General features: G+C 58.3%; 13 protein-coding genes and 1 pseudogene. 13 read left to right on the top strand and 1 reads right to left on the bottom strand.

Annotated elements, in window-relative coordinates:
* Positions 1 to 185 precede the first annotated feature (185 nt).
* From AC1ME2_RS02955 to AC1ME2_RS02990, 8 genes are all read left to right on the top strand, one after another.
* Entirely contained in the window at positions 186 to 950 is a 765-nt protein-coding gene (locus AC1ME2_RS02955; RefSeq protein WP_480439214.1) for an alpha/beta hydrolase, read from the top strand.
* 224 nt (positions 951 to 1,174) lie between these two features.
* Positions 1,175 to 1,924: an HpcH/HpaI aldolase family protein gene (locus AC1ME2_RS02960; protein WP_480439216.1), complete on the top strand. Its 750-nt coding sequence runs from the start codon at positions 1,175 to 1,177 to the stop codon at positions 1,922 to 1,924.
* Positions 1,925 to 1,941: 17 nt separating this feature from the next.
* On the top strand, positions 1,942 to 4,026 hold the full coding sequence (locus tag AC1ME2_RS02965) for a TonB-dependent receptor family protein (protein WP_480439218.1): 2,085 nt from the start codon (positions 1,942 to 1,944) through the stop codon (positions 4,024 to 4,026).
* A 77-nt stretch (positions 4,027 to 4,103) separates the two neighbouring features.
* Positions 4,104 to 5,303, top strand: a complete 1,200-nt coding sequence (locus AC1ME2_RS02970) for an ATP-grasp domain-containing protein (protein WP_480439219.1) — start codon at positions 4,104 to 4,106, stop codon at positions 5,301 to 5,303.
* A complete protein-coding gene (locus tag AC1ME2_RS02975; RefSeq protein ID WP_480439221.1) occupies positions 5,300 to 7,078 on the top strand; it encodes an IucA/IucC family protein in 1,779 nt (592 codons plus the stop codon). The genes AC1ME2_RS02970 and AC1ME2_RS02975 overlap by 4 nt, the downstream gene beginning before the upstream one ends.
* Positions 7,063 to 8,208 carry an MFS transporter gene (locus AC1ME2_RS02980; protein ID WP_480439223.1) on the top strand — a complete coding sequence of 382 codons (1,146 nt, stop codon included), beginning with the start codon at positions 7,063 to 7,065 and terminating at the stop codon, positions 8,206 to 8,208. Before AC1ME2_RS02975 ends, AC1ME2_RS02980 begins: the two co-directional genes overlap by 16 nt.
* A complete protein-coding gene (locus AC1ME2_RS02985) occupies positions 8,205 to 9,968 on the top strand; it encodes an IucA/IucC family protein (RefSeq protein ID WP_480439224.1) in 1,764 nt (587 codons plus the stop codon). The genes AC1ME2_RS02980 and AC1ME2_RS02985 overlap by 4 nt, the downstream gene beginning before the upstream one ends.
* Positions 9,965 to 11,149: a type III PLP-dependent enzyme gene (locus tag AC1ME2_RS02990; RefSeq protein WP_480439226.1), complete on the top strand. Its 1,185-nt coding sequence runs from the start codon at positions 9,965 to 9,967 to the stop codon at positions 11,147 to 11,149. The genes AC1ME2_RS02985 and AC1ME2_RS02990 overlap by 4 nt, the downstream gene beginning before the upstream one ends.
* A 25-nt stretch (positions 11,150 to 11,174) precedes the next feature.
* Here AC1ME2_RS02990 and nosR read toward each other — a convergent pair whose 3' ends face one another.
* A complete protein-coding gene (gene nosR, locus AC1ME2_RS02995; RefSeq protein ID WP_480439227.1) occupies positions 11,175 to 12,551 on the bottom strand; it encodes a response regulator c-di-GMP phosphodiesterase, NosR family in 1,377 nt (458 codons plus the stop codon).
* A gap of 266 nt (positions 12,552 to 12,817) precedes the next feature.
* On the opposite strand from nosR, the gene AC1ME2_RS03000 reads away from it, so the two are divergent.
* From AC1ME2_RS03000 to AC1ME2_RS03020, 5 genes and pseudogenes are all read left to right on the top strand, one after another.
* Positions 12,818 to 14,692: a putative bifunctional diguanylate cyclase/phosphodiesterase gene (locus AC1ME2_RS03000; protein ID WP_480439229.1), complete on the top strand. Its 1,875-nt coding sequence runs from the start codon at positions 12,818 to 12,820 to the stop codon at positions 14,690 to 14,692.
* 123 nt (positions 14,693 to 14,815) lie between these two features.
* Positions 14,816 to 15,775, top strand: coding sequence for a cytochrome-c peroxidase (locus AC1ME2_RS03005; protein ID WP_480439230.1), 960 nt, complete (start codon positions 14,816 to 14,818; stop codon positions 15,773 to 15,775).
* Entirely contained in the window at positions 15,772 to 17,580 is a 1,809-nt protein-coding gene (locus tag AC1ME2_RS03010; protein ID WP_480439231.1) for a DAHL domain-containing protein, read from the top strand. The genes AC1ME2_RS03005 and AC1ME2_RS03010 overlap by 4 nt, the downstream gene beginning before the upstream one ends.
* A gap of 590 nt (positions 17,581 to 18,170) precedes the next feature.
* Positions 18,171 to 18,257: pseudogene (locus AC1ME2_RS03015) on the top strand (hypothetical protein); the annotation flags it as partial.
* A 126-nt stretch (positions 18,258 to 18,383) separates the two neighbouring features.
* The gene (locus tag AC1ME2_RS03020) at positions 18,384 to 18,983 is read left to right on the top strand and encodes an ATP-binding protein (protein ID WP_480441969.1); all 600 of its coding nucleotides are present in this window, start codon (positions 18,384 to 18,386) and stop codon (positions 18,981 to 18,983) included.
* Positions 18,984 to 19,184 lie beyond the last annotated feature (201 nt).

The following is a 19,184-nucleotide window of genomic DNA, read 5'->3' on the forward strand; positions in this document are numbered from 1 at the left end:
TATACAGCGAACATCTCAACTCGGCTGATGGGAGTCAATAAGCGTTCCGCTCAATCAACAGACATAAACACCCTGGACTCGTGAGACGCCCATCATCTGGACGGCCAAACGTGAACACTCGACTACCCTCAACGGGACAACTGACGCTACCAGGGTGATTGGCGCTCATGACAACGATTAGCCGCATGTTGCGAATCCTCATTTCAGGGCTGGTATTGGCTGCAGCTTTGTACCTGCTGGCCTGTGTCCTGCTGTTCGTGTTTCAACGCTCGCTGATCTACTTCCCACAGCCCCGTTCCATGGGTAGCTCATCGACGGTTCTTGAGCTTTCACAACCGGATGCGAAGGTGCTGGTGTCCGTCTGGCCGCATGCAGGGGCTAATGCGTTGATTTACTTCGGCGGCAATGCCGAGGATGTTTCGCTGAGCCTACTGCCGTTTTCGCAAGCGTTCCCGGATCACGCTATTTATCTGCTGCACTATCGCAGTTTCGGCGGCAGCACCGGATCACCCACCGAAGAGTCGATTGCACGCGACGCCCTGGCCTTGTTCGATAAGGTCCACGCAAGCCACGCCAAGATTGTGATTATCGGTCGCAGCCTAGGCACGGGTGCCGCCATTCGCCTCGCCAGCGAGCGGCCAGCCTCGCGGCTAATCCTGATTACGCCCTATTACAGCCTGCTGGAGCTGGCCCAAAGCAAAATGCCCTGGTTCCCGGTGAAATGGATACTGCAGGACACCTTTGAATCCTGGCGCTACGCACCGCTCATTAAGGTGCCGACACTCCTGATCGCGGCCGAACAAGACCAAATCGTTCCCCGTTCCAGCACAGAACAGCTCTATACACAGTTTGCCAAAGGCGTGGCCACGTTGCAGGTCATTCCCGGCAAAGGCCATAACTCCATCTCCGACAGCCCTGAGTATTTGAAAGTGTTGGGGAGCGGGATGTAGTGCCATTGATAGCCCCCTGCGTGACCGGCTACGCCCAAGAAAATGGGGCGCATCCGGGTTTTCCCGCCGAGCACCAAACATTCGAAATAGGCCTTTAACGCTCTAACGCGCGGCTTTGAGCGCGTCGTGTGTAAATAAAAGCTTTACACTCAAACGATAACGATTATCATTGGCGCTATGTTTCACATTATGGATTAGGCTCAGTGATCAGGAAGTCACCTGTTTTGGCCCGCCTCGAAAGCGGCGAAAGCGTCTACGGTTTACTCAATTCGGTCCCCTCCCCTCTGCTGTGCGAAATGATCGCCAGCGCCGGTTATCACTTCGTCATTCTCGATATGGAACACCTGCTGCGTGCCGGCGATGAGCTGATGCATTGCCTACGCGCTTGCGAATCAGCGGGGATTTCAGCCTGGCTGCGTATCCCGGAAGTCGACGTCAAACTGATTGGCCGCGCGCTGGACGCAGGCGTCGAAGCCATTGTTCTGCCGCGCGTCGAAAGCGCCGACGAAGTCGCCCGGGCCCTGGAAGCTGCGTATTTCCCACCGCTGGGCACGCGAGGAATCAGCGGCGGTCGCATCACCGGTTTTGGCCATGTGTCATTGCCCGACTACATCGAACTGGCCAACCGCCAACGACCCATCGTACCGATGATCGAAAGCGCTGCAGGGCTTCGAGCATTGCCCGAAATTCTCGCGCTGCCCGGCATCGGCATGGTGCTCGAAGGCGCGCTCGATCTCGCCCTCGATTTGCAACTGGGTCCTGACCCACTGCACCCGCACGTCTGGCAAGCCCTGCAAGGCATGGCCGATGCCTGCGCCGCCGCTGAAGTCCCCTTTTGCGCGAACCCTCGCACCCCCGAACAACATGCCTGGTGGCGTGAGCGGGGGATTCGCAGTTTCCTCGCCGGTGAGGACCGCGGCCTGCTGCACAACGCGTTGAAAGCGCGCTTGAACAGCCTTCAATTTCCCAACTGAGCCTGAACGAAGTCCAAATGAAAACAACAAACTGTCTGTTTGCGTTTCCCTTCAGTCTGCTCTCCCTGAGCATCTGCCAAACCGCACTGGCCGACGACCCGCCTGCCGATTACTCGCTCGCCCCCATGGTGATCAAGGGTGACGTGCTCGGTACCGCAAGCGATCCGGAAGTGCGTACCTACTCCGGTAGCCGCAGTGTGATCGATGCCGCCGACTTGAGAAAAGGCAGCGTACGCGGCATCGACGATGCCTTGCAGCGCGTGCCCGGCGTCAAAATCTTCGATGAAACCGGCACCGGGGCCTTGCCGCAGATTTCCGTACGCGGTTTGTACGAGAGCCGAAGCGGACGCATTCAGGCCTTGTCCGATGGTATTCCTCTGGCGTTGGCACCTTATGGCCAGACGGGGCTGTCGCTGTTTCCAATGACCCTGGCGACCATCGACCGCGTTGACATCGTGCGCGGCGGCGCGGCGGTGCAGTACGGCCCCAACAACGTCGGTGGCGTGATCAACTTCATCAGCGCACCGATCCCCCACGAAATGCAGACCACCCTTCAGGAGCGCACCACCTTCGCTGCCGGCGGTCATCAGCTATTCGACACGTATATGGGGATCGGTGGTTACCTGACCGACAACCTCGGCCTGCAACTGGACGTCAATACCGTACAAGGCGAGTACGGCCGCGAGCACTCCGACACCGACATTCAGAACTACCGGCTGCGAGGTCAGTGGAACATTGACGACGACCACTCGCTGAGTTTTGGTGTGCAGCACTACGCGGCGGATATGGATCTGGCCGGCGCCCTGAGCGTCCAGGACTACAAGAACGATCCGCGTCAGTCGACCCGGCCACTGGACCGCTTCGAAGGTGATACCGATCGGGTCTGGGGCACTTACACGCAACAGCTGGGCGCCATGGGCCCCTTCGATTCAGTGGAGTTCAGCTGGACCAACTTCGCCCACAACAGCTACCGCAACTTCGTCGTCGGCCTGCCCTTTACCCCGGATGGTACCGCCGTGACCCAGCAGGACGGTCCGCGTGACTTCAAGGTGTGGGGCAGCGAACCGCGCCTGAGCATGAGCATCGACGGCGACAAGGTCGGCCAAACCTGGGTGCTGGGTGCCCGCTACGTCAAGGAAGACATCGATTACCGGGTTGATCGCGAAGCCCTCGGCACGGGCGTGACCAGCGTGTTCCGTGACTGGCATTTCAACGACGAAGCCAAAGCCGCCTACCTGAGCAATGCCATCAGCCTGTTTGACCGACGCCTGACCATTACCCCTGGCGTCCGTTACGAAAATGCGCGCATGGACTATAACGACGGCATCACCGGCTTCCAACGCAGCAACCTGGCCGAAGAGTGGTTACCCGGCCTGACCGTCGGCTTCCAGGCCAATGACGACTGGTACGTGTACGCCAACGCCCAGCGCTCGCTGCGGCCACCGCAGATCACCCAGATCGTCAAGGAAGGCGACGTGGGCGCAGAAATCGCCTGGAACTATGAGACCGGTGTGCGCTACACACCGTGGGAAGGTTTGCGCGTCGACGTCGGTCTGTACCGCATCGATTTCGATAATCAGATCGAGTACAACGCCACCACCGACCGTTACGTGAACCTGGGCAGCACCCGCCATCAGGGCATTGAGACCGAGCTGTTCTGGACCCCGTCGGTGACCCCGAACCTGGACCTGCATGCCAGCTATGCGTACCTCGATGCCAAGCAGCGAGCGGGTGACTTCAAAGGCAACGAAGTGCCCTTCGCCTCCAGGAACCAGTTCAACGCCGAAGGTCGTTACCACTTCGCCGAGCACTGGACCTACAGCCTCGACGGACTCTACGTCAGCAGCGCCTACACCGACGCGGCCAACAGCGGCGCGGAAGACGCCAGTGCTTCAGTCGGCAAGCTCCCGGCGTATTGGGTATTCAATACGGCGCTGGAGCGCGAATTCAAGCTTGACGACAAAAGTGTGCTGACCACCTCAGTCGGCATCAGCAACCTGTTTAACCGCGAATACTACTTCCGCGGTATCGACACCAGCCCATGGGGTCGCCAGCCGGCCCCGGAGCGCGCCCTCACCGTCGGCGCAAACTACCGTTTCTAACTGCGCAACCGCGCCCTTGTAAACCCAGTCGCCCAACTTTCTTGGGACGGGCGACTGCTGACCCCAGGAAACTCGCCATGCACCGCCCCCTCGTCATACTCACCCACGTTACCCACGCAGCTATTACCGAAGGTTTTCTACCCGCCGCCCGCAAACGCAAACTGCCGGTGGTGCTGATCAGCGACCATGCCCAAGAGCATCGGCGTCTGCTCGCCACGTCTGACTTTCCCGCGCAGGACCTACTGATCCTCGAATGCGATGTATTCAATCCACTGGCGGTGATCGAACTGATCAACGCCCACGGCCTGCGCCCTGCAGCGGTATTTTCCAACAGCGATCACCTGCAAACCGCCACTGCGCTCGTGGCTGAAACCTTCAACGTGCCCGGCAAGGATTGGCTGATGTGTCACTGGGCAAAAAACAAGGCGGTCATGCGTGAGCGCATGCAGGATCTGGGCTTGCCCGGCCCCTGGTTTCACGTGCTGACCGCTGGCAGCGCGGTGCCCGACGATGCAGCGTTCCCGCTGGTGGTAAAACCCACCCAAGGCGTGGCCAGCCTTGATGTGCGCTTGTGCCACAACGCCGACGAACTGAGCGATTACTGCACCCGGTTCTGGCAGCAACAACCCGGTCGCGCACTGTTGCTGGAGGCCTATATGGAAGGCCCGCTGTTCACCCTCGAAACCCTGGGTGATGGACAGCGATTTCAGGCCATCGGCGGTTTTGACGTCAGCCTGTCACCCCCGCCGCATTTCGTCGAACTGTCTGCACGCTGGAACGGTCCGCTGAGTTGCGCCCACCGAGCAAACGCAGTGGCCCAGGTTTCCGCCTTCGGCATCCACTTCGGCGTGTGCCACAGCGAATTCATCCTCACCGCAGAGGGTCCGGTGCTGGTGGAAATCAACTACCGCAGCATCGGCGACGGCCGTGAGTTCCTTCTGGACCGCCTGCTGCCCCAAGGTTGGTTTGATCGCATCCTCGCGTTGCACCTGGGCTCGTCATTGCCAGATATCCAGCCCTGCCAGGCCGAAGCGCTGGTGCACTATCTGGTCACCGACACACCTGGCCGCCTGCAACAGGCCCCCAGCAGCTTCCGTCACGAACAGGACAATCATTGGTGCGACTACCGTGCGCTGCACGAGATTGGCGACGACATTCACGTGAGTCACTCGAACAAGGATTATCTGGGCGTGCTGCGCCTGATCGCGCCTGATTCCGCCAGTCTGGATGCACGTTTCGCGGCCACACTGGCCGATCTGCGCTGGGTGATGGCATGAGCGGGCTGACCCAGGACGCCGATCACGCGGCCATCAGCCAACGCATTATCGATTGCTGCCTGCGCGAAGATATTCGCGGGCTGCTCAGCCAAGGCGTGGTCCAGCGCCTGCCCACCGAACTGGGTGAACAGTGGGCCGCAACAGTCAGCCCACACTGGCTGCGCATCACCCACCTGGGCACCGAAGAACTCTGGTTGCCGGTACACCAAGGCGGCCCTTTACAGGCCTGGAGCGCGTCCAGCCATGCCTGGCTCTGCCAGCAAGACGGACACGTCTTCATCGAGCACGGTTACGCACGCTGGCTCGAACACCTGAGCAACGGTCTGGACGACGCCAGCCTTGAGCTGTTTACCGCTTACCGCAAAGAGGCCGACTGCGCCGTGCACCATCGCACGCTGTGCCATGCGGCCTATCAAGAGCACTCGACTGCGCTGAGCAACATCCTCGACGAGCCCGCCTGGGACCAACGCCTGATCGGTATCGACCGACTCGCCAGCTACCTTGATCACCCGTACTACCCCACCGCCCGCGCCAAAAGTGGCTTCTACAGCACGACCCTCGAATGCTATGCCCCGGAATTCGCCCCACGCTTCAAACTCAACTGGCTGGCTGTGCCGAACGAGGCCCTGACGTTGAGCAGCTCGCCACCCAAGCATTGGCCGAGCTTTGTAGAACTGGGTTTGAAGCAAAGCCTCGCCGCCACCCACTCTCTGCTGCCGGTGCATCCGCTGACTTGGCTGGAGCTGGAAAAATACGGGTTGCCCGACGGCACGATCAAGGCACCGCACAGCGCCATGGACGTTGAGCCGACCCTGTCGGTGCGTACCGTGATGTGCGTCCAGCAACCGCACTGGCACATCAAACTGCCGTTGCTGGTGACCACCCTGGGCGCCCGTAACCTGCGCCTGATCAAGCCCAGCACGCTGTATGACGGTCATTGGTTTCAGACCACGCTGCAAGCACTGGCCAAACGAGATCCTCAGCTGGGCATGCGCTATCTGCACGTTGATGAGGAACATGGCGGGCATGCTGATGAAAGCCGCCACCTGGCCTACATCGCGCGTCACTACCCCGGCGAACTGGCCGTCGCCACCCTGGTGCCGGTCGCAGCCCTCGCCAGCCCGTTGCCCGAGGGTCGACTGTTCGTCGAGCAACTGGTCGAGCACTTCTACCAAGGCTCGCTGCAACGCTGGCTCGAAGAGTATCTGGACCTGCTGCTGCACGTGCATCTGCGCCTATGGCTGGGTTATGGCATTGCTCTGGAAGCCAATCAACAAAATGCCGTGCTGATCTTCGAAGCTGATCGCCCATTGCGCCTGCTGATGAAAGACAACGACGCCGCACGCCTCTGGCCCGAGCGTTTTGCCGCCGCCTGCCCCGATCTTGCCGAATGCCCTGCGGCGTTGCGTGACGAGCGCATCCGCGTCAACGATGCCCAGCCGCTGGCCGAGATGTTCTGCACCATTACCTTGCAACTGAATATCGTCGCGGTACTGGAAGCGATCATTGCCGCAGGCCTGGCCCCTCGCGACGAACTCTACGCCACCTTGCGCCAGCGTCTGCTCGATTGCATTGAGCAACTGGAGGGCGAAGGCCTGAACTGCGCTGAAGCCAGACGCGTGCTGCTCGACAGCCCGAAACTACCGGTGAAATACCTGCTCAGTGCCGGCAGCCTGTTCAGCAAAGCGCACTCAGGCGCCCAGGACATCAACAAGTTCTATGGCTACAGCGCGGCAAACTTCCTGCAGGAGGCACACCCGTGCAACGCAGACTGATCGCCAGCGTATTGCTCGGCCACTATCTATCGGCCTTCACCGCCCTCGGTATTCCGTTGTACCTGCCACGCATCCTCGCCGACCTGGCGCCGGATGCGCCGGGCTGGAGCATCGGCGTGTTATTTGTCCTGCCGACCTTGTGCACGGCTCTGGCGGCGCCACTCTGGGGTCGTTGGGCGGATAGACGGGGCTGTCGTTTGTCCTTGTTGCGTGCCCATGCAGGACTGTTCGCAGGCTTTCTCCTGGCCGGGTTCAGTACCAACCTGCCGATGTTCGTGCTGGCCTTGGTTATTCAAGGCACCTTCGGCGGGGCGATGGCCGCGTCCAACGCCTACCTGGCGACCCAGTTCAAGGATGGTGACCTGTCACGGGCCCTGAACTGGACCCAATATTCGGCACGTCTGGCCATGATCAGCGGCCCCATTCTGCTCGGTCTTATGACGGCGCAAGGGTTAGGACTGGAGCTGTATCGCTACCTGGCCTGGCTGCCATTATTGGCGTTCGTGATGATCCTGCCGCTGCCTGCCGACACCCCCCGCCATCAGGCGAATGCGACGAAAGCTAACGACAAACTCAGCCAACTGCCGACGGACATGCCACGCCTGCTGCTGGTGCAGTTCCTGTTCAGCTTTGCCATGGTGGTCACCTTCCCGTATTTCGTCCCCTACGGCGAAGCGTTGGGCATTGGCAACGACGCGCTGATCGGTGTGCTCTACAGCCTGCCGCACCTGGTCTATCTCATCGCCCTGCCCCGGGTTCAGCGGCATGCAGCCAACCTGCTGCTGCCCGGCCTCGGGCTACTGGCCGTCAGCAACGCCCTGCAATTCTGGAGCACCCAGGCCGAACCTTTGTTTGCCCTGCGCCTGCTCAGCGGCGCCGGCATGCTCCTGGGATTTGTCGGCCTGCATCGCTGCCTGAGCCAACGCAGCCGCCAAGGCAGCGCCGGGCGCCTGTTTGGCTGGTTCGATGCCAGCGGCAAATGGGCCGGCACAGCTGCTGGTGTGACCGCCGGGCTGGTCAGTCAAACATGCGGCATTTCCTCACCTTTCCTCGTTGCCTGTCTGGCCGCCGTTGCTGCGATGGCCTTGGCACGTCCCCTACTCATGACCTCGCGGGAAATACCAGCATGACCCTTGCTCTGACCACTGCGTCCCTGCATGAGCGCGCCCTTGATGGTGAAGCCCAACGGCACGCTATCGAATGCCTGCTCAATTGTTACCTGCGCGAATACGCCCTGCCCCGCGACGAGGCGAGCCTGGACTATCGTGCCCAGAATCTGCCCATGAGCCTGCGTCAACTCAATGGCCAGTGCATCAGCATCTGGCTGCCCAGCGGACGACTGGTGGTGCGTGTCGACCGTGCGAGTGTGCTCGGTCGCTGCCGCTTCGTCAGCGCACCCTATTTCAAAGGCAATGGGCACAGCTGGCACCCGTTGAGCGCCGCCGAACTGGCGCGCCTGCTCTGTGTGCCGCTGAGCCGAGCGGAGCGTGTAGGCGAGATGTTGCAGCAGATCGATAATAGCCTGCAGATCACCCGGACCTTCCTCCGGCATGCCAGCCCGGATCGAGATCAACCGACTGACAGCCTGCTGGCCTCGGAACAGCATCAGATTTGGGGCCACGCCCTGCATCCAACCCCCAAGAGCCGCGAAGGCATCTCGCAAAAAGACCTGTTGGCCTGCTCGCCGGAAGTCGGTGCTTGCTTCGAGCTGCACTGGTTTCGTGTTGATCCGGCATTGATCCAGCATCAGGGCGACGACCCCCGAGCCACGCTGCATCAGCTCTGCGGCCGAAACGATCTGTACCCTTGCCACCCGTGGGAGGTCGAGCGGATTCTGGCCGACCCCCTGGTCCGTCGCGCACAGCAGCGCGGCCTGGTGGAGTATCTCGGCCCTCAAGGTCTGGCGCTGTACCCGACCTCGTCGGTGCGCACCCTTTATCACCCAGAGCTTGCCTATTTCCTGAAGTTTTCGATGCATGTGCGCCTGACCAATTGCGTGCGCAAGAACGCCTGGTACGAACTGGACAGCGCGGTCGCCCTGACCCGCTTGCTCGCCCCCGTGATGGCCGAGTTGGCCCGCGAACTGCCTGATTTTCTGCTGATGCCGGAACCGGCCGCCAGCACCCTGGACCTGAGCAGTCTTGGCACCCTGGAGCAGGCCCGCGAAGTCACCGAATGCTTCGGCATCCTCTATCGCCAGAACCTGGATGAGACCACCCGCGAGCGCTACCAACCGCAAGTGGCCATGGCGTTATTCACTTGGGATCTGCAAGGTCGCAGTGTTTGCCAGCGCCTGGTGCAGCAATGTGCCGAGCGTCTTGGCCTCGACATGGCCAAGGCGACCCTGCGCTGGCTCGACGGCTATGCCCGTCAATTGCTCGGTGGGGTGATGCATTGCCTGTTCCGTCAGGGTGTAGTGCTGGAGCCACACTTGCAGAACACGCTGCTGGGCTTCGACGACGACGGCCTGCCTTGTCGGGTCTGGATTCGCGACCTGGAGGGTACGAAGCTAGTGGCCAGCCATTGGGCACCGGAACGGCTCAGCGAACTCAACGAGCGCACTCGCGCCTCGCTGTACTACAACGAGGATAAGGCCTGGCAACGTGTGGCCTATTGCGCGCTGGTGAATAACCTGGGCGAAGCGATCTTCCATTTGGCCAACGCCGACTCAGGGCTGGAAAATCAACTGTGGGCGCACATCGGCACACTGCTGCAGGCACAACGAGGGGTGCTGGATGACCCCGCTCAACTGCGCGAGTTATGTGCAGGGGCGCCGCTGCCCAGCAAGGAAAACTTCATGACCCGCCTGATGATGCGCGCCGACCGTGAAGCAGGCTATACCGCCCTCCCCAGTCCGCTGACGGCGACTCGCCTGAGGGCTCGCTCATGAGTTTGCCGACACGCGTCACCCAGGCCATCGGCCAATTGCGCGAGCAACAGCAAACACCGCTCTGTGCTTACGTCTACGATCTGGTCGCCCTGGAGCAGCACGTTCGGCATATGCGTGAAACGCTGCCCGCTAACTGCGAGCTGTTCTATGCCGCCAAGGCCAACCCGGAAGCACCGATTCTGCGAACCCTGGCGCCGCTGGTGGATGGTTTCGAGGCCGCGTCCGGTGGCGAGTTGCGCTGGCTTTATGCGCAATGCCCAGGGCATTCGCTGATCTTCGGCGGCCCCGGCAAGCTCGACAGTGAACTGGAAATCGCCATGGACTACCGGATTTCGGTCTTCCATGTTGAGAGCCTGACCGAGTTACGCAGCCTGGCACGCATCGCTGCCAGACGTCGCCAGCGGGCGCCGGTCATGCTGCGCCTGAACCTGAAACTAGCCGAGGCACCCGACAGCCGTCTGGTGATGGGCGGCAAACCGACCCCATTCGGCCTGGACGAAGACGCATTGGAGGAAGCGCTGAAACTGTTGCGTGATGAGCCCTGGCTGGAGTTGCAGGGCCTGCATTTTCATTTATTGTCTCATCAGCTTGATGTGGCCGCTCACCTGAGACTGATCCGCAGCTACTGTCGCACCTTCAGCCAGCTCTGCACCGAACACGGTCTGCACCTGCCCCTGCTTAATGTCGGGGGCGGCATGGGCATTAATTACCAGGACCCGCAGAGCTCGTTTGACTGGCCGGCATTCTGCCAAGGGCTCAAGGTACTGATCGCTGAAGAAGGCATGGGCGATACGCGCATACGCTTCGAGATCGGCCGCTTTATCAGCGCAGCCTGCGGCTACTATCTGATGCAAGTCCTGGACATCAAACGCAGCCACGGTCAGTACTTTGCCATCGGCCGGGGCGGCACCCACCACTTCCGGACACCCGCGGCCCAAGGGCATAACCATCCCTTTGTCGTGATACGGGGCCCGCAACCGGCACACCTGCTGAATCAGTCGGTCACCTTGGTCGGGCAATTGTGTACACCCAAAGATGTGCTGGCCAGTCAGCAACCGGTCGCCGCCCTGGCGATTGACGACCTACTGGTGTTCACCTTGGCGGGCGCCTATGCCTGGAACATTTCGCACCGGGACTTTCTAATGCATGAACCACCGCAGATGCTGTTTCTGACTGCATAAATAGCTGACAGCCAGCCGCTACGTATCACGTAGTGGCCGGCACAGGCACGTTCACAAGGGGGGCGCCAAACAGCTCGTCCGGTATTTTGACGAAAATACTGTACTTCGCACCTTCCATGGCTTCAAAGGCGATCAACTTGTCCACCAGCGCGGTGTTGAGTACCTTGCCAGCATTGAGCAGCAGCATGCCATTGTCGGCATTGAGGTTGCGAGCCAGCACCATATCCCCCTTCAGTTCGCGGGTACTGACCACCTTGACCGTTGGATCGTTCAGGGTGACATCGCTCAAGTACGCTGCGCACACCTGAACGAAACGCTCCACCAGCTCGGGGTCGTAAAGCCGGCCAGCGTATTTGCGGATAAAAACCAGTGCTTCATCACTGTTCATTTGCCGTTCGAGGATTAACCCCCGCTGCAACTCGATAAAGTCCACGGCCAGTTTCAGCAAGCGTGAACCAAATGGAATCGCCTCGCCTTTGAGGCGGTCGGGGAAGCCCGTGCCGTCCCAACGTTCCTGATGGTGAAGAATCAGCCGGGCCGCATCCTGCATGGGCTCCAACGTCATCAAGAGCGACTCGCTCTGCTTCGGATAACCGCGATAACTCTCACGGTCCGTATGGTGCAACAGATCGGCAGGTGCGCCCATCATGCTGTCGCTCCAGCTCAGTTTCCCGATGTTGTAGAGCGCTGCCGCCATCGCCAGGTCACGGCTGCTCGCTTCGTCCATGGGGTGGCATTTGCAGTACGTGCGAACCAGATCGATGATCTGCCGGTTAGTCTGCTTGCCCTTGGGCAACCGCTGATTGACCAACAGCGAGAACACTTCGGTGCTGGTGGCATAACTGTGTTTGAGTTCATCGTAGGCAAGGTCAAGCATGTCGGCGGTCTGTTGCAGCTCGGACATCCTCGCTGCAACGCGCTTTTCCAAGGTGGCATTAAGCGACTGCAGAGCGTCATTCTGTTCACGGGTCAGCCGTTCCAGGCGTTGTCGCTCGCGCTCTGAATGCTGGTGGTCCAGGGACTGGCGCAACGTCAGCTGTAGCTCCTCATCGTTCCAGGGCTTACTGATATAACGATGAATTTTCCCCTCGTTGACCGCTTTGATGATCGTGTTCAGGTCGGCATAGCCGGTCAGCAGAATCCTCGTGGTGGCCGGGTAGCGCTGATGAATCTCGGCCAGCAAGGTGGCCCCATCCATATTCGGCATTCGGGCGTCGGTCATTACCAGATCGATTCTCTGGCTAGCCATCAACTCCAGGGCTTTCTCGCCGCTTTCGGCAAAAAATAAATCATAGGGCTGACTGCGCAGCAGGCGTCGCAAACTGTTGAGAATGAACTCTTCATCATCAACCAGCAGCACGCAGGGTTTATAAGCCGAAACTGAAGCGGATTGCTCATCCATAGCGTTACCTGACATCACTGATTTGAAGGGCACTTACGGGTTTTCGATGATAAAAAAAGCCTGTTCCCTCGCTTTTTTTATCAAGGGCAGAAGCATTTTTAACAAACTGATGGCACATTAGCTACGATTTCCCGGCGGAACACCTCGTCGAGGGCTATGCTCCCCGAAACAGGATCCAATGTATACGTCACCGTTGTTGCAAGCTCAGGAAGGGGTATCCGTATGCGAACTATTCATCCGCGTGCAGATTTGCTGGAAACTGTTGCATGACCAACCCGGCCAACCGGGTAAATCGTCGTGTTCTGATCATCGACGACACGCCATCGATCCATCAGGACTTTCGGAAAATTCTCTGTCCGGAGCCGGACAATGAACAGCGTCTGGCTTCGACTGAAGAGGCGCTGTTCGGCACGGTGCAGGTCGTACGAAAAACCTTCGAACTCGATTCCGCCTATCAGGGGCAAGAAGCCCTGGAGCTCGTCAAACGAGCGCTGGTAGAAGGTCGTCCCTATGCGCTGGCATTCATCGACATGCGCATGCCACCTGGCTGGGATGGCCTGAAGACCATTGAACATCTGTGGCAAGCCGACCCGCAATTGCAGATCGCGCTGTGCACCGCCTACTCCGACTACTCCTGGGAAGCGATGACCGAGCGTCTCGAGTTCGGCGATCAACTGCTCATTTTGAAAAAGCCGTTCGACAGCCTGGAAATCCGCCAGATGGCCAGTGCACTGACGGTCAAATGGCAGATGACTCAGGATGCTGCGGCAAAAATGCTCAACCTCGAGCAAACCGTCGCCGAACGCGTTCAGGAACTGCTGAAAGTCTCTCATCTGCTCCAGTACGACGTACTGACGGGGCTGCCCAACAGCTCGCTGCTGGGTGACCGTTTGACTCAAGCCATTGCCCTGTCCCGCCGCCACACCCTGCAATTGGCCGTGATGTTTATTGGCCTGAATCGATTTGAGCGCATCAATAGCGCCCTGGGCCATCCAACCGGCGATGAAATGCTCAAACTCATCGCCCGCAGCCTGGTGCAGACCGTACGCCAGTCCGACTCGGTGTTTCGCTATGGCGCGGATGAATTTGTGCTGGTGCTGGCTGATGTCCATCACCCCCAACAAACCAAAAGCATTGCAGAAAAACTGTTGACCGCCCTCAAGGCTTCACACCCTATCGCAGGGCATGACCTGAGCGTCACCGCTAACCTGGGCATCAGCATCTTCCCGGATGATGGGGAAGATGCGACTGCCTTGATCAAAAAAGCCGAAACCGCCATGCGCAACATCAAGGACATCGGACCGGACGACTTCTGTTTTTTTGCCGATGCCATGAATCAGCGTGCCCGCGAGCAACAATCCATCGAGTCAGGCATTCGACTGGCGTTGGAGCGCAAAGAGTTTGTCCTGCACTACCAACCTAAGTTGAACCTGGATACCGGAAAAATAGTCGGCGCCGAGGCGCTGATCCGCTGGCTCAGGCCGGGACAAGGTTGGCTTTTTCCGTCGGAGTTCATTCCTATTGCTGAAGACTGCGGCCTGATCGTCCCACTGAGCAAATGGGTATTGCGCGAGGCCTGTCGCCAGACCTGCGCATGGCAAGCAGCCGGCCTGCCACCGATTCGCATGTCAGTGAATATTTCCGCCACTGAGTTTCGCCAGAAAGGTTTTCTCGACGGTATTCGCACCATAGTTGAAGAAACCGGAATGAACCCTGAACTGCTGGAGCTGGAAATCACCGAAGGCGTTCTCATGCAAAACGCCGAGTCGACTATTCAGATCCTGCAAGCGATCAAGGAAATGGGCATTCGGTTGGCCATCGATGACTTCGGGACCGGCTACTCCAGTCTGAGCTATCTGCGCCGCTTCCCCATCGATGTGTTAAAAATCGATCAGTCATTTGTCCGGGACCTGACTACCGACAGCAATGATGCAGCATTGGTCAGCGCCATCATCAGTCTGGGGAAAAGCCTCAAGTTGAACATCATCGCCGAAGGTATCGAAACCCTGGAGCAGCTTGACTTCCTCAGGGCCCACCACTGCGAAGAAGGCCAAGGCTATCTCTTCAGTCGAGCGGTAGGACCCAACGCATTCGCCAAAATATTGAGTGGGGGGATAGTGGAAACGGTACAACAGGAATAAATCAGGCAGGGCTTGCCCGCGGACGTATTTCGGACTGAATTCAGTGCCCGGGATCAATGCCATCAGGGTCTATGTAATCAAAGAGCTATGCCTACAAGGATAGGTACCATCAAGGAATCATCGATGCCGTTACATGGATTGGCTGTCTCTTTTGCGCTGCTGCTTGGCATCTGCGCACACGCCGGTGCAGCACCACTGGACGAACCACTAAAACCTTTGCCTGATGTCGTGATACACAACCCTTTACAGGTCGAGCTGGGTCGTCAGCTATTCAACGATACGCGCCTGTCAGCCAATAACAGCGTGTCTTGCGCCAGTTGCCATCACCTGGAAAAAGGCGGGGCAGACGACAAGCCTTTTTCCATTGGCGTTACGGGTGCCATGGTCGGGGTCAACACTCCGACCGTGTTCAACGCGAGCCTCAACTTCAAGCAGTTCTGGGATGGTCGGGCCGATTCACTGGAGGCACAGGTCGAAGCGGTCGTCCGAAGCCCCCTCGAGTTAGGTAACACATGGAAGGCCGTTATCGACACCCTGTCCAACGATCCTGGCTACCACGCGGCGTTCACCAACGCCTACCCCGATGGTGTCACGGCAGCCAATGCCCAGAATGCCCTGGCGACCTACGAGCGCACCCTGTTGACGCCCAACTCGCGCTTCGACCTCTACCTCAAGGGCAATACCGACATCTTGACCCTTGACGAAAAATACGGTTATCAGCGCTTTAAGCAATATGGGTGCATCGCCTGCCATCAAGGGGTCAACATTGGCGGCAACATGTACCAGAAATTCGGTGTAATGGGCGACTACTTCAAGGCGCGGGGTAATCCGACCGAGGCGGACCTGGGGCGTTATCGGGTGACCAGTAATGAAGAGGACCGCAACGTTTTCAAAGTGCCAAGCCTGCGCAACATCGCCCTCACGGCCCCGTACTTTCATGACGGGTCGGCCAAGACGCTCGATGAGGCCGTCGACGTAATGTTCAAATATCAACTGGGACGTGTTCCTTCAGAGCAAGACAAAATCCTGATCATCAAGTTTCTCAAGACGTTGACAGGTGAGTTCGGAGGCAAGCCCCTATGAAGCTGTCCCGTCGACTTACCTCGCTGTTCTTGAGCACAATGACCCTGATACTCGCCTCGATTCTGGTGTTCCTGTACATCAAGTCCACCACCGATAACACGTGGAACTACATCGAGTCACGGGACCTGATTCGTCAGATCAAGCAACTGGATGCGCAATGGGAAACAGAAATCCTCAAAGCCAGAATTACTGTCAGTCAAAATTACGACCCGCTTGTCGATCCGCTGACGACGATGACCGCGCTCTGGAAACGGTTCGACCTGATCGAGTCTGGCCATGAACGCCACACCGTAGACCTCTGGCAAGGCAGTCGAGATGCGTATTTAAGCGCAATCAAAGAGAAGACGGAGCTGGTTGAGCAGTTCAAGTCTCATAACGCCGTACTGCGCAATTCCCTGGCCTTCCTGCCCACAGCTGAAGACGATATTCAGAATGAGCTGAACCAACTCAAAGACAGTGCTCCACTGCTGCAGAACACCTCGATGGACATCTATGACCTGCTGCTCAGCAGCCTGGAGTTCTCCCAAGTCACCTTTGACGACAAAGCAGCCGACATCCAGGTTGGCCTGAACCGGCTGAACGTGGACAAAGATCGTTTGCCGCAGCCACTCCATCTTCCCCTGGAAATTCTGCTCAGCCATGTGGATCTAATTCTGCGCGAGCAACCTGTAGTCAACGATTTGCTGGAGCACATAAGCGTCGTTCCCGTGGCTGCTCGACTGGATGACATCAATAACGTTCTCAATAACAACCAGGAGCAAGCCGTCAACATCAGTCAGCAGTACCACCTGTACCTGCTGATTTTCTCGGCATTGATGGTCGTCCTGCTGTTGTACCTGGCTATTCGTTTGCTGCGTAGTTATGCCGAAATCAACAACGTCAACAAAGCCCTGCATGCCGCCAATGAAGGCCTGGAACAACGCGTAGAAGAGCGCACCCAGGAACTGAAGGACACCCAAAGCGAGTTGTTCGCTACCGCGCGCCTGGCAGGGATGGCCGAAATTGCCACCAATGTGTTGCACAACGTCGGCAATGTGCTGAACAGCGTGAACATCTCCGCTGATCTTGTTACTCGGAAACTGCGTACCAGCAAGGCTCAGGGGCTCACTAAAGCGATGCAATTGATGAGTGAACATGAGCAAGATCTGGGTGACTACATCACCCATGACGAGAAAGGAAAACTATTGCCGGGCTACCTGAGCCAACTGGTCAAAGCCTTGAACACGGAACAAGAGAGCATGGCCGACGAACTGGCGCAACTGACCAAAAGCGTTGACCACATCAAGGATATAGTCACCACCCAGCAGTCCTATGCAGGAGCCTCCAGCCTGGCTGAACCCCTGAGCATCAACGACTTGCTTGAAGATGCCCTGCGCATGAATTCCGGCGCATTGACCCGCCACCACGTCACGGTCGTCAAGGATTTCAACAATGTTCCTGAAATCATTGCAGACAAACATCGACTGTTGTTGATTTTGATCAACCTGATCAGCAACGCCAAATACGCAATGTCCAACATGGACGGCCGCGACCGGAAAATGACCCTGAGCATAAAGTTCATCGACGACTCCATCTTGCGGATCAGTGTCCAGGACGAAGGTGAAGGGATCCTGCCAGAAAACATGACACGAATATTTGCCCACGGCTTCACCACCCGCAAAGATGGCCACGGCTTTGGCTTGCACAGTTGCGCCCTGGCCGCGATCGAGATGAATGGACAATTGACTGCCCACAGCGACGGACCGGGTAAAGGTGCTACTTTCACCCTTGAATTACCTCTGAAGATCGCGACGGGAGACCAATGAACACTTTATTGAACCGACGCATCCTGCTCATAGACGATACCCCCGCCATTCATGACGACTTTCGCAAAATCCTGCAGCCGCCCATCGACGAAAACCCTGACTTGGACCTGATGGAGGCGGCGCTGTTTGGAACAGCGGCCAAGACCGAGATCCAGCCATTCGAGCTCGACTCGGCGTACCAGGGTCAGGAAGGTCTGGCCATGGTGTGCCAATCACTCAAGGTCAATCGCCCCTATGCACTGGCGTTTGTTGACATGCGCATGCCCCAGGGCTGGGATGGTGCAGAAACTATCGAGCATCTGTGGGAGCAAGACCCGTGCCTGCAAATAGTGGTCTGCACCGCTTACTCCGATTACTCCTGGGAGGAATTGCTGGAACGGCTGCATGGCCATGATCGATTGTTGATTCTGAAAAAACCTTTCGACAACATCGAAGTCCTTCAGCTAGCCAACACCCTCACCGCCAAATGGGACATGACCGCGCGCGCGTCGGTGCAAATGAGCAATCTTGAGCATTTGGTCGAGCAGCGGACCCTTCAGTTCAAACAGGCGAGCGAAGCCCTACAACGCGAAATTGACGAACGCAAACAGCTGGAAAGTCAGCTGGTACAATCCGAAAAGCTGGCCTCCCTGGGACAACTGGCCGCCGGGGTTGCTCACGAAATCAACAACCCCATCGGTTTTATCTCGTCCAACCTCGGGACCCTTGAAGGTTACTTCATCAAGTTGCAGGACATGCTTGACGCCTACCAGCATTCAGAAGAGGGCATCGCCTCGGCCGAGATTCTCGATCACTTGAAAAACATGCGCGAGCGCGTCGAGCTGGACTTTCTGAGCGAAGATATTCCGCTGCTGATCAAAGAGTCCAAGGAAGGCATCAGCCGCGTCGGTAAAATCGTCAAAGACCTCAAAGACTTCTCCCGCGTCGACTCGAATCAGGAATGGCAATGGGCCAACCTGCAACAGGGCATCGAATCGACCCTGAACATCGTCGCCAACGAACTCAAATACAAGGCCGACGTCATCAAGGAATACGCCGACCTGCCCGATATCCAATGCCTGCCCTCGCAGATCAATCAGGTCATCATGAACCTGGTGGTCAATGCCGCCCAGGCCATCGGCCCCCAGCGCGGCAAAATCACCCTTCGCAGCGGGGTTGAGGCAGAGCACATCTGGCTCGAAGTGGCCGACACCGGTTCGGGGATAACCCTCGACACCATGCAGAAAATTTTCGACCCTTTCTTCACCACCAAGCCCGTCGGTCAAGGAACAGGGCTTGGCCTGTCCCTTTCCTACGGGATCGTGAAAAAACATGGGGGTGACATTACCGTCAACAGCGAGGTCGGGGTGGGGACTACGTTTCGGGTAACGTTGCCGATTCGGCAGCAACAGCCGAACACGTGACGCCCCCCGGAGCAACGCCGGAGCGAGGGCAGTCCTCGCCCTCTCTTCGACGCCGCGCTGTCGTGCAGCAAACTGGGGTGCGATTTGCATGTCGTGGTCGGTGGTGTGTCAGATAAACCGTCTTCGCGAATGAATTCGCTCCCATCAAACAACACGTAACTAACTGAAATTAATTGATTATTTGTAGGAGCGCGCTTGCCC

It is taken from the genome of Pseudomonas sp. ASL9 (assembly GCF_056680335.1).